Genomic DNA, 12,332 nt, shown 5'->3' with positions numbered 1-12,332 from the left:
TGAGATATAAAAAAGTTGATAATAATATGGACATTCTCCGCGGTATCTTGCTATACTTAAAGCGTGATAAGTTAAAATGGAGGGGAATGTCAGATGAAAGGACAATCTGATAGCAAAGTTTCACAATTAAATACCCCATATGCCCGCCAGGTTTCGAATCAAAAAACATATAATCGGCATGTGCATAAGCGCCGTTGTCAGCGGATTATTGCCGTTTTTTTGATTATCTTCTTAATCTTTGGAATTCAGATATTTCAAAGCAAACGGACATTAACGGATATTAATGGCAATATTCGACAAGCACAATCACAATTAACAAAACAAAAACAAAAGAATCAACAACTACAGCGTCAGATTAAAATGTTACATAATCCCGAATATATTCAGCAGGTTATCCGTGCCAAATATAATTACTCTAAAAAAGGTGAGACAATCTACAATTTGAACTAATGATCATAAAATTAGCTCAATAAGATGTTTTTAGTAGGGTTAGAATATTTTAAATGTTAAAATTAAGAATGTAATTGGGTGATTTTTCAGTTTAATTTTTTAATGAGAAGTTTAGTTATTTTCATACGTTTTCAAGATGAAGTTATGATATACTCAAATACAAAAATATGAGATGGTTCAGGAGGATCTATAGGTTTCATGGCAATTGAAGTTGGAGCAAAGGTTTCAGGTAAAGTTTCAGGAATCACTAATTTTGGTGCATTCGTTGATTTAGATGATAATCAGACAGGGCTAGTACATATCAGTCAAATCTCTGATAAATATATCAAGGACGTTCATGATGTATTAGCTGTCGGGGATGAAGTTACAGCAAAAGTAACACGGATTGGTGATGACGGTAAGATTGCTCTTTCAATCAAGGCCGCAGCTCCTCGTGAACATCAAGATCATCATGAAAACGACCATCATCGTGAAAATAATCATCGTGATTTTCACCACGAACGGAATAATAATTTCCGTGGTCACAATGATAACTTTCGTGGTGGTTTTAGTGGACGCCACCACAACAGTCACCAACACGAAGACTTTAATGACATGTTAGCTGGCTACTTAAAAGAAAGTGAATCACGTTTATCTACTTTGAAGCGTCAAACTGATGGTAAGCGTGGCGGCCGTGGTGGTCGACGGAGCTAATATGGCGGATTTACAACAAGCATTTGAGCGACACCTAGTAAGGAGTCGCTTTTTTACTACCCAGGATAAGGTAGTAGTGGCTGTCTCAACCGGGGTCGATTCGATGGTTCTTTTAGATCTCTTGCAGCACTTGCCGTTAAGGGATCGTCCACATATTATCGTTGCCCATATGAACCATGAATTACGAAAACAAAGTCGGCTTGAAGAACAGTTTATTCGGCAATATTGTAAACAAAATGATTTAAAACTAGCGGTTGCACACTGGCCACAAACTCTTCATCCACAGACCGGAGTCGAAAACGCTGCTCGGCAAGCCCGCTACCATTTTTTTCGGGAAGTGATGGAAGATAGCCAAGCAAAAATCCTGCTCACGGCACACCACCAAAATGATTTAGCAGAAACAATGCTGATGAAGATGACTCGTGGTGGTCAACTGAGTCAATTAGTGGGAATACGGGATCGGCGACCATTTGCTTCTGGAACCTTAATTCGGCCACTTTTACCCTTTAGCAAGCAACAGCTAAAGAAATATGCTTTACAGCATCATCTTAAGTGGTATGAGGATAAGACAAATAAGGACTTGAACATTCAACGGAATCGATTTCGACATGCGATAATCCCAATGCTTGAAGAGGAAAATCCTCAGTTGCTTTCTCACCTCGAAAGCTATCATCAACAGTTAACGGATCTTATTGCCTGGCGTGACCAAGAAGTTGCAGATCAATTAGCAACATGTATTGATCAACAAGGAAGGATGAGCCTGGCAAGATTATCGAAAAACAAGGAAATTATTCGAAAAGAAATTTTACGACAATGGTTTAATAAACAAGGGATATATGATATTAAGGACCGACAACTTGATGAATTGCTGCAGACCTTAGAAAACGAGAAAAAGCCACAGCAAATCGTTAAATTGTCGCACCAATATATTCTTGAGAAAACCTACGCTACTTGTGCGTTAAAAAAAATAGATAATCCGCTTGAGAACCTACAAAAGCCCCAAGATCATGTGATAAAATTGGAACAATGGTATCAAGTAGATTCAATAAACTTAATGGCAGTGTCAGCTGAAAAGTCGTTTTTTAAGGATGAAGAACAGGTAGTTTCGCAATGGCTTGCTCCTGATCAATTTCCACTACGGCTACGACAATGGCGACAAAAAGATCGTATTCGCTTGAAAAATGGTCATCACCAGTTAGCTAAACGGGTTCTAATCGACCAAAAAGTTTCCCGAAAACAGCGTGACCAGCAAATGGTCCTAGTTGATGCGCATGACGAGGTTGTCTGGATAGTTAATCGAAAGTGGAGTTGGTTTGAACGGCCAACCGGCTATCAGCAGACGTGGCAGCCATGTTTTATTGGAATAAAAAATAAGGAGAAGAAGGTAAATGAATAACGATATTGAGCGTGTCTTATATAGTGAAGAAATGCTTGGCAAACGAATGGACGAATTAGCAACGGACTTAACAAAAGATTATAAGGATAAACGACCAATTATCATTTCCGTTTTAAGCGGGGCAGTTTTATTTACTGTTGATATGATCGAACGGCTAGACATCATGGCCCAAATCGACTTTATTGATGTTTCTAGTTATTTTGGTGGCTTAGGTTCGACTGGAAAAGTTAAACTTATTCATGATTTGAAAACAGATGTTAAAGACCGGCATGTTCTAATTATGGAAGATATTGTTGATACTGGTCGTACTTTGAAATACTTGATGGACCTTTTAGCTGACCGGGGAGCAAAGAGTATCAAGGTTTGTTCATTATTAAATAAGCCAGAAGGTCGGAAAGTAGATGTTGACCCTGACTATGTTGGCTTTACGGTTCCTAAAGAATTCTTGGTTGGGTATGGTCTTGACTACAAGGGATTCTACCGAAATTTGCCATATGTTGGAATTTTGAAGCCATCTGTATACCAAAATGATTAAAAATGTTAGATAATTAGGATGACGGAAAATCAATATTAAATGGACGGTATTTTAAAGATATTCTTAATTAACGTCCATTTTTATGGATCCGTAAATATGTAGTGTATATTATTAATAACATTGGCGATAAAACTATTAATTCTTCTGTGAAATTAATAGTCAATATTTGTCAAATATGCTATGATAGTGACTACAATTATAAAATATCGTTGCTGGTAGATAGGAGGTTGTTATGAACAACAATCGTAAAAAAAATAATTTTACTCATAACGTTCTCTTCTATGCCGTGATGTTCTTGTGTATTATGGGAATCGCCTACTTCTTCTTTGGGGGCAATACCTCAACAGGACAAAGTAAGACAGTTTCCCAAAGCGAGTTTATCTCCGAACTGAAGAGTAATAAGGTTAAGAGCGTTCAGCTTCAGCCCAATGGTGGTGTATATAAGGTTACGGGTACTTACCGTAAACCCCAGCCAAATAATGACAATTCCGCCAACAATACTGGCTTTGCTCTTACACCACAACGAAACAATAAGGTAACGCAATTCCAAAGTTCTGTTTTGGAAAGTGACGTAACTGTTAGTCAACTTCAAAACTATGCTAACCGTCATAATGTAAAGATTAGTACTCGTGCTGAAGAATCTAATAGTGTCTGGATGAACCTATTGTTGACTGTCTTGCCATTAGTCATCATGATTTTCTTCTTCTACATGATGATGGGTCAAGCTGGTCAAGGTGGCGGTGGCCGTGGAGTGATGAGCTTTGGCAAGACCAAGGCTAAGCCATCTGATGCTAAGAAAAACAAAGTTCGTTTCTCAGATGTTGCCGGTGAAGAAGAAGAGAAACAAGAATTAGTTGAAATCGTTGAATTTTTGAAGAATCCAAAGAAATTCACTAAGCTTGGTGCTCGTATTCCATCTGGTGTTTTACTAGAGGGGCCTCCAGGTACTGGTAAGACCTTGCTCGCTAAGGCAGTTGCCGGTGAATCAGGGGTGCCATTCTTCTCAATCTCTGGGTCTGACTTTGTTGAAATGTTCGTCGGTGTTGGTGCTAGTCGTGTTCGTGACTTGTTTGATCAAGCCAAGAAAGCTGCTCCAGCAATCATCTTCATTGATGAAATTGATGCTGTTGGTCGGCGCCGTGGAAATGGCATGGGCGGCGGTCACGATGAACGTGAACAAACCTTGAACCAATTGTTAGTTGAAATGGATGGTTTCCAAGGTGATGAAGGAATCATCGTGATGGCAGCTACCAACCGTTCTGATGTCTTGGATCCTGCCCTCTTGCGTCCAGGACGTTTTGACCGAAAGATTTTAGTAGGGCGGCCAGATGTTAAGGGTCGTGAAGCCATTTTACGAGTTCATGCTAAGAACAAGCCAATGGCAAGTGACGTTGATTTAAAGGAAATTGCTAAACAGACTCCTGGTTTTGTCGGGGCTGACTTAGCTAACCTATTAAACGAAGCGGCCTTATTAGCTGCGCGACGGAACAAAACTGAAATTGATGCTGCTGACTTAGATGAAGCAGAAGACCGGGTAATTGCTGGACCAGCTAAGCATAACCGTGTCCAATCTGAACAAGAACGAAAGACTGTTGCATATCACGAAGCAGGTCATACCATTGTGGGTCTTGTATTAAATGACGCACGAGTTGTTCATAAGGTTACAATTGTTCCACGTGGGCGCGCAGGTGGATATGCTATCATGCTTCCACGTGAAGATCAGATGTTAATGTCGAAAAAGAATGCGATGGAACAAATCGCTGGTCTGATGGGTGGACGGGCTGCTGAAGAGCTTGTCTTTAAGTCACAATCTTCAGGAGCTTCGAATGACTTTGAACAAGCAACCCAAATTGCTCGTTCAATGGTTACCCAGTACGGAATGAGTGATAAGATTGGTCCAGTAGAACTGCAAAGTTCTGGTCAGGTCTTTACAGGTCAAGGCTATGACCAATCGCCTTACTCCGAAAAGACTGCTGCTTTAGTTGATGAAGAAGTACGTCGAATCTTAACTGAAGGGCACGAAACTGCCTTACACATTATTGAGACGCACCGTGAACAACATAAGCAAATCGCTGAAGCATTACTCAAGTACGAAACGCTTGATGAAAAACAAATTCTTAGTCTTTATAAGACTGGAAAAGTTCCTGATAAGGATGTTGCTGCTGAAGACGAAGAAGCACGCGCACAAACCTTTGAAGAATCCAAGCGTGAACTTGAACGATTGGAAAATGAGCGTCACGATGAAGCAAAGGATAATCAAAATGATTCATCCGATACTAAGAGTGACAACTCAAACGATTCACAATCAAGTGATGATTCAGACAATTCTGAAGACAAGTAAACTATTGAAAAGACGGAAGATACAAAACCTGATTGGTAGGTGGTGGTCTTCCGTCTTTTCTTTAGGTTAAATTTTAAGGAGGAAGTTAAAATGAAAACAACAGATTATTTAGTAAAGTCAATGACTAAGGATGGAAAGTTTCGGGCTTATGCTGTAAATGCTACCCAAGTTGTTCAAAAGGCACACGAAATTCATGATACATGGAGTGCTTCTTCTGCTGCTCTTGGTCGAACGTTAATTGGAACGATTCTTTTGGCTACTTCTAGCTTACAAGGAGAAGCAGGAATGACGGTTAAGATTCAAGGGAACGGTCCGGTTGGCTTTATTATTGCGGATGGAACTGCTGAAGGAACCGTAAAAGGCTACATGGGTAATCCACATGTTTCTTTACCAGCAAATGATAAGGGAAAGATTGACGTTGCAAAGGCAATTGGTAATCAAGGGACCCTTTCTGTAACCAAGATGGCTCCTGGCGACAAGACACCTTATACTGGCGAAGTAAATTTAGTTTCTGGTGAACTTGGTGATGACTTTACTTACTACCTTGCTCAATCTGAACAAATTCCTTCAGCGGTTGGTCTTTCAGTATTCGTTAACCCTGATGAAAATATTGATGTTGCTGGTGGCTTTATGATTCAAGTAATGCCTGGTGCTAGCGATGAAGAAATCAGCAAACTTGAAAAGACATTAAAGGGCTTGCCATTGGTATCACAGATGTTACGTGATGGTGATACGCCAGAAGATATTTTGAAGAAGATTTTTGGCGAGGACTTAAAGATCCTTGAAACAATGCCAGTTCGTTATGCGTGTGATTGCTCTAAAGAACGTTTTGCCCACGCCCTTGCAAGTATTTCTAAAGACGATATGAAGAAGTTGATTGATGAAGACCACCATGCGGAAACTGTTTGCCAATTCTGCGGGAAGAAGTACGAATTTAACGAAGACGAATTAAAGAAGATCTATGCGGAAATGACTGCGAATGATGATAAAAAATCAACAGATGAAAAGTAATTTTTGGTGCTAAGCGTGTTGATATGCTATGATAGTTGAGTTATCGGACAATTAAAAATGAAACTGGATGGCCAGCACAGTTTCTTAAGCAGTAATGAGGTGAAAAAATGAAGTGGAAGATCGGTAACGTTGAAATTCCTAATCAAGTTGTTGTTGCACCAATGGCTGGAGTAACCAATTCCGCCTTTCGGGTTATCTGTAAAAGATTTGGTGCTGGCTACGTTGTCTGTGAAATGATCTCAGACCGTGGCATTATGTACCATAATCAACGAACTTTAAATATGATGGATGTCGACCCGGAAGAACATCCGATGGGAATTCAAATTTTCGGTGGAACCAAAGAAACATTAGTTGAGGCTGCTAAGTATGTGGATCAGCATACAGCAGCTGACGTGATTGATATAAATATGGGGTGTCCTGTTAATAAGGTTGTAAAAACTGATGCGGGTGCGCGGTGGTTACTGGATCCTAATAAAGTCTATGAAATGGTGTCATATGTTACTGATGCTGTTAAGAAGCCAGTTACCGTTAAGATGCGAACCGGTTGGGACGACAAGCATATTTTAGCTGTTGAAAATGCTTTGGCAGCTGAACGGGCAGGAGCTAGCGCAATTGCGATGCATGGTCGAACTCGAAAACAAATGTATACGGGACAAGCAGATTGGAATATACTAAAAGAAGTAGCGAGTCAATTAAAAATTCCGTTCATGGCTAATGGTGATGTGAAGACACCAGAGGATGCAAAGAAGATTCTTGATATGACTGGCGCAACCGCCGCAATGATCGGTCGGGCAGCGATGGGTAATCCATGGATGCTAAAACGAACTGAACATTACTTAGCGACTGGCGAACTGCTCCCAGAAGCAACCCCAGAACAAAAGATTGAAATGGCCAAGGACCACCTTAATCGTTTAGTTGATTTAAAGGGCGAATATGTGGGAGTACGTGAGTTCCGTGGGTTATCTACTTACTATATCAAGGGTATTCCGCGTGCTGCTCGGACTAAGGTAGCGTTAGTCGAGGCAGAAACACTTGATGAAATGAACGATATTTTTGACCGCTTTGCTGAACAAACTGCAGAACGAGCTGCAAAAAGACAGCAAGCCTAATTACGAGGAGGAGAACTTAAGTGTCACAAGAACTAGATCAAATGCGCGTTCGGCGTGAAAAAATGGAAGAGTTAAAAGAAGCGGGAATTGAACCATTTGGCCGCCGCTTCAAACGAGACCATCTTGCCCAAGACTTGCATGATAAGTTTGATCAATACGATAAAGAAGAATTAAACGAGATGGGCGCCAAAGTAATTATTGCGGGTCGAATGACAAGAAAGCGGAGTAGTGGTAAGGCTGGTTTCGCTGACTTTGTTGATCGGACTGGTAAGATTCAAGTTTACGCTCGTAAGGATATGGTCGGGGATGAGCCTTACCATGTTTTTAAGCGGTCAGATATTGGTGACTTCCTTGGAATTGAAGGGGATGTTATCAAGACGGATACAGGTGAATTAACTGTTCGTGCACATAAAATTACCTTCTTGTCAAAAGCATTGCGTCCGCTTCCTAATAAGTGGGATGGGGTTACTGATCCTGAAACTATCTATCGTCAGCGTTACCTTGATTTGATTTCTAACCCAGAAAGCTTCAAGCGTTTCCACCAACGGACAGCGATCATCAAGGCCGTCCGGAAGTACATGGATGATAATGGCTTTACAGAAGTTGAAACCCCAATTTTGAACACTCAAGCTGGTGGTGCTAATGCGCGGCCATTTATCACTCACCACAATGCGCTTGATATTGATATGTACTTGCGGATTGCTACCGAATTGTACCTTAAGCGGTTAATCGTTGGTGGCTTTGAACGGGTATACGAATTGGGCCGGATTTTCCGGAATGAAGGGATGGATCCTCACCATAACCCTGAATTTACGACAATGGAAACTTATGCTGCTTACTTTGACTTTCAAGATGTTATGGATGAAACAGAAGGAATCGTTAAGGCAGCAGCTAAAGTTGTTTCAGATGATGGAAAGATTACTTACCAAGGACGTGAAATTGACCTTGGAGGAAACTTTAAACGTGTCACGATGGTGGATGCCGTTAAGGAAAAGACTGGCATTGACTTCAGCGATGAATCAATGACGGATGAAGATGCTAAGAAGTTAGCTGATGAACACAAGGTTGAGTATAAGCCTTACTGGACAAAGGGTCATATCTTGAATGCATTCTTTGAAGAGTTCGTTGAAGATACACTTATTCAACCAACTTTTGTCTATGAATTCCCAGTCGAAGTTTCACCATTAGCAAAGCGGAATGCTGATAATCCTGCGATGACTGATCGTTTCGAATTGTATGTTGATGGTAGCGAATTGGCAAATGCCTTTAGTGAATTGAACGATCCAATTGACCAGAAGGAACGTTTTGAAATGCAAGCAAAGGAAAAAGCTAATGGTAATGATGAAGCTGAACCAGTCGACTTAGATTACGTTCAAGCCCTCGAATACGGGATGCCGCCTACTGGGGGACTTGGTATTGGAATCGATCGGCTTGTAATGCTTCTTACTGATGCTAAATCTATTCGGGATGTTATTCTTTTCCCAACAATGCGTCCAGAAAAGGAAGCTAAGAACGATTCAAAGAAAAAGAAGAACAAGAAGAAGTAAGCTGAATGGTTGATATAAAGGCGTTAACGAGTCTTTGAAGATACAGCAAATCTTAGTTAATGAAAAATTAGCATAAATAGATAACTCGTATTCCATTTTTTGTGGAGTGCGAGTTTTTTCTGTTTTAGGTATGATAGAATAATTATCAATTTAGAGGAGAAAATGAGGGGAATTCGATGGGAGAATTAGAAAAGTTAAAGCAAGACTGTATAGTAAAACAAAAGCGCGGGTTGCATATAATAATAGCTTCGATCGTAGTATGGGGCGGTATTCTTGCAGTAGAACTACTTAATGTTCCCGTTCTTACTAAAAACTTATTCGTATTTGTCTGTACGGCCTTACTTTTACCAATATCTTATTTCATATCTCGATTGATTAATGTAGATTTTCAAAATAAGACAAATCCGTTAACTAAATTGGGGATGTTGTTTTCGATGAATCAGCTTTTGTATCTTTTAATTGCAATGTGGATTTATCCGACTATTCCCAATAAAATGTTAATGGTGTTAGCGATAATATTTGGTGCTCATTTACTGCCATATAGTTGGTTGTATAATTCTAGGACATATTTTGTTTCATCAATAGTAATTTCGATATTAGCGTTATTGGTGGGGCTTAATTTTAAACCGTTTGTTTTAGCATCAGTTATGCTTACCATGGTAGTAGCATTTTGCATTACCTTAATATTAGAAAATCATCAACTTAAATGAAGGCTCTGATCGGTAAAGAAGATCGAAGCCTTTTTTACTATATTATTTTAATTCTTGTGGGCCTCCTATAGTAGGAAAGTAGTTGCAAGAAAATACAAGGCTAATAGTCAGCGAGATGCTCCAGATATTAATGTTCTTAATAATCTATCTAAGAAGAGATAAAATTGGATTGGTCTGGCTATTTAACTATTGATTTAATTGCTGAATAATACTTTGGTTGGTGAGCTGAATAAAATTAGAATTTAAATCTAAAATAATAGTTCCCAATATTAAGGTAAAATTGAAGGGGTAAAACCATCGGCAATAATATAAGTAAATGCATCGAGCTACCACCGGATTTTAATGTTGATGCTTTGAAACTAGTTTTCCATATTAATTAAGGAGGTAATTTTAGAGATAGTGAAGAAGTCCTAATTGGCAAAGATGATGGAAAATTATAGACAACCTTATTAAAGGAAAAATGAGTTTACGAAGCTAAAAGATAGCGATAAAAATAAAATTCAAAAAAGTTGAAAAAAGGTGTTGACGAAAGAATGAAATCCATGTATAGTAGTTATCGTTGTCAAAACAGTTAAGTGCTGTTGAGATGGTTTGACAAAAAAGTTAAAAATAATTGTTGACATCTGATTGACGACATGATATATTAATAAAGTTGCTGATTGAGTTATCGATCAAAAGAAATTCAAAAATAATTAAAATTTCTTCTTGACAAGTTAATCTGATACATGTTATAATTAGTATGTTGATTGGCTGCTTGATTAGCCAACAGGTAGACCTTTGAAAACTGAACAAAGTTTCGACGAATCAAATATGTAGGGTCTTCAATCACGATGTGATTTGAAGCAAAACATTTGCGAAGTCAATTCGCTTAATAACAAAGATAATTGAGAGCTATTCAAGTTCTTATATATTTTATATGAGAGTTTGATCCTGGCTCAGGATGAACGCCGGCGGTGTGCCTAATACATGCAAGTCGTACGCACTGGCCCAACTGATTGATGGTGCTTGCACCTGATTGACGATGGATCACCAGTGAGTGGCGGACGGGTGAGTAACACGTAGGTAACCTGCCCCGGAGCGGGGGATAACATTTGGAAACAGATGCTAATACCGCATAACAACAAAAGCCACATGGCTTTTGTTTGAAAGATGGCTTTGGCTATCACTCTGGGATGGACCTGCGGTGCATTAGCTAGTTGGTAAGGTAACGGCTTACCAAGGCGATGATGCATAGCCGAGTTGAGAGACTGATCGGCCACAATGGAACTGAGACACGGTCCATACTCCTACGGGAGGCAGCAGTAGGGAATCTTCCACAATGGGCGCAAGCCTGATGGAGCAACACCGCGTGAGTGAAGAAGGGTTTCGGCTCGTAAAGCTCTGTTGTTGGAGAAGAACGTGCGTGAGAGTAACTGTTCACGCAGTGACGGTATCCAACCAGAAAGTCACGGCTAACTACGTGCCAGCAGCCGCGGTAATACGTAGGTGGCAAGCGTTATCCGGATTTATTGGGCGTAAAGCGAGCGCAGGCGGTTGCTTAGGTCTGATGTGAAAGCCTTCGGCTTAACCGAAGAAGTGCATCGGAAACCGGGCGACTTGAGTGCAGAAGAGGACAGTGGAACTCCATGTGTAGCGGTGGAATGCGTAGATATATGGAAGAACACCAGTGGCGAAGGCGGCTGTCTGGTCTGCAACTGACGCTGAGGCTCGAAAGCATGGGTAGCGAACAGGATTAGATACCCTGGTAGTCCATGCCGTAAACGATGAGTGCTAGGTGTTGGAGGGTTTCCGCCCTTCAGTGCCGGAGCTAACGCATTAAGCACTCCGCCTGGGGAGTACGACCGCAAGGTTGAAACTCAAAGGAATTGACGGGGGCCCGCACAAGCGGTGGAGCATGTGGTTTAATTCGAAGCTACGCGAAGAACCTTACCAGGTCTTGACATCTTGCGCTAACCTTAGAGATAAGGCGTTCCCTTCGGGGACGCAATGACAGGTGGTGCATGGTCGTCGTCAGCTCGTGTCGTGAGATGTTGGGTTAAGTCCCGCAACGAGCGCAACCCTTGTTACTAGTTGCCAGCATTAAGTTGGGCACTCTAGTGAGACTGCCGGTGACAAACCGGAGGAAGGTGGGGACGACGTCAGATCATCATGCCCCTTATGACCTGGGCTACACACGTGCTACAATGGACGGTACAACGAGTCGCAAGCTCGCGAGAGTAAGCTAATCTCTTAAAGCCGTTCTCAGTTCGGACTGTAGGCTGCAACTCGCCTACACGAAGTCGGAATCGCTAGTAATCGCGGATCAGCATGCCGCGGTGAATACGTTCCCGGGCCTTGTACACACCGCCCGTCACACCATGGGAGTTTGTAACGCCCAAAGTCGGTGGCCTAACCTTTATGGAGGGAGCCGCCTAAGGCGGGACAGATGACTGGGGTGAAGTCGTAACAAGGTAGCCGTAGGAGAACCTGCGGCTGGATCACCTCCTTTCTAAGGAATAAAACGGAACCTACACATCGAAGAAACTTTGTTTAGTTTTGAG

Annotated in this window: 9 protein-coding genes and 1 rRNA gene; all 10 read left to right on the top strand. The window is 41.0% G+C overall.

The window, feature by feature from the left end; genetic code table 11:
* Nucleotides 1–93 precede the first annotated feature (93 nt).
* The 10 genes from LMB57_RS08420 to LMB57_RS08375 all read left to right on the top strand — a co-directional run bounded on the left by LMB57_RS08420 (nucleotide 94) and on the right by LMB57_RS08375 (nucleotide 12,280).
* Nucleotides 94–450, top strand: a complete 357-nt coding sequence (locus LMB57_RS08420; protein WP_229271032.1) for a septum formation initiator family protein — start codon at nucleotides 94–96, stop codon at nucleotides 448–450.
* A gap of 198 nt (nucleotides 451–648) precedes the next feature.
* Nucleotides 649–1,143: a S1 domain-containing RNA-binding protein gene (locus LMB57_RS08415; protein WP_229271031.1), complete on the top strand. Its 495-nt coding sequence runs from the start codon at nucleotides 649–651 to the stop codon at nucleotides 1,141–1,143.
* Nucleotide 1,144: 1 nt separating this feature from the next.
* Complete coding sequence (gene tilS / locus LMB57_RS08410; RefSeq protein ID WP_229271030.1) at nucleotides 1,145–2,539, top strand: tRNA lysidine(34) synthetase TilS; 1,395 nt, start codon at nucleotides 1,145–1,147, stop codon at nucleotides 2,537–2,539.
* Nucleotides 2,532–3,074, top strand: coding sequence for a hypoxanthine phosphoribosyltransferase (gene hpt / locus LMB57_RS08405; protein ID WP_066035758.1), 543 nt, complete (start codon nucleotides 2,532–2,534; stop codon nucleotides 3,072–3,074). The genes tilS and hpt overlap by 8 nt, the downstream gene beginning before the upstream one ends.
* Before the next feature lie 232 nt (nucleotides 3,075–3,306).
* On the top strand, nucleotides 3,307–5,415 hold the full coding sequence (gene ftsH, locus LMB57_RS08400) for an ATP-dependent zinc metalloprotease FtsH (protein ID WP_229271029.1): 2,109 nt from the start codon (nucleotides 3,307–3,309) through the stop codon (nucleotides 5,413–5,415).
* Between the two features lie 90 nt (nucleotides 5,416–5,505).
* Nucleotides 5,506–6,426, top strand: coding sequence for an Hsp33 family molecular chaperone HslO (hslO, locus tag LMB57_RS08395; protein WP_229271028.1), 921 nt, complete (start codon nucleotides 5,506–5,508; stop codon nucleotides 6,424–6,426).
* A gap of 107 nt (nucleotides 6,427–6,533) precedes the next feature.
* Nucleotides 6,534–7,535, top strand: coding sequence for a tRNA dihydrouridine synthase DusB (gene dusB / locus LMB57_RS08390; RefSeq protein ID WP_003665662.1), 1,002 nt, complete (start codon nucleotides 6,534–6,536; stop codon nucleotides 7,533–7,535).
* 20 nt (nucleotides 7,536–7,555) lie between these two features.
* Entirely contained in the window at nucleotides 7,556–9,082 is a 1,527-nt protein-coding gene (gene lysS / locus LMB57_RS08385) for a lysine--tRNA ligase (protein ID WP_229271027.1), read from the top strand.
* 176 nt (nucleotides 9,083–9,258) lie between these two features.
* Entirely contained in the window at nucleotides 9,259–9,792 is a 534-nt protein-coding gene (locus LMB57_RS08380; RefSeq protein WP_229271026.1) for a DUF7010 family protein, read from the top strand.
* A 912-nt stretch (nucleotides 9,793–10,704) separates the two neighbouring features.
* A 16S ribosomal RNA gene (locus LMB57_RS08375) occupies nucleotides 10,705–12,280 on the top strand.
* Nucleotides 12,281–12,332: the final 52 nt, after the last annotated feature.

This window comes from Limosilactobacillus secundus (genome assembly GCF_020784695.1).
Lineage (GTDB): Bacteria > Bacillota > Bacilli > Lactobacillales > Lactobacillaceae > Limosilactobacillus > Limosilactobacillus reuteri_F.
Note: the sequence above shows the minus strand (reverse complement) of the source record. Positions and strands in the feature narration are given on the sequence as shown.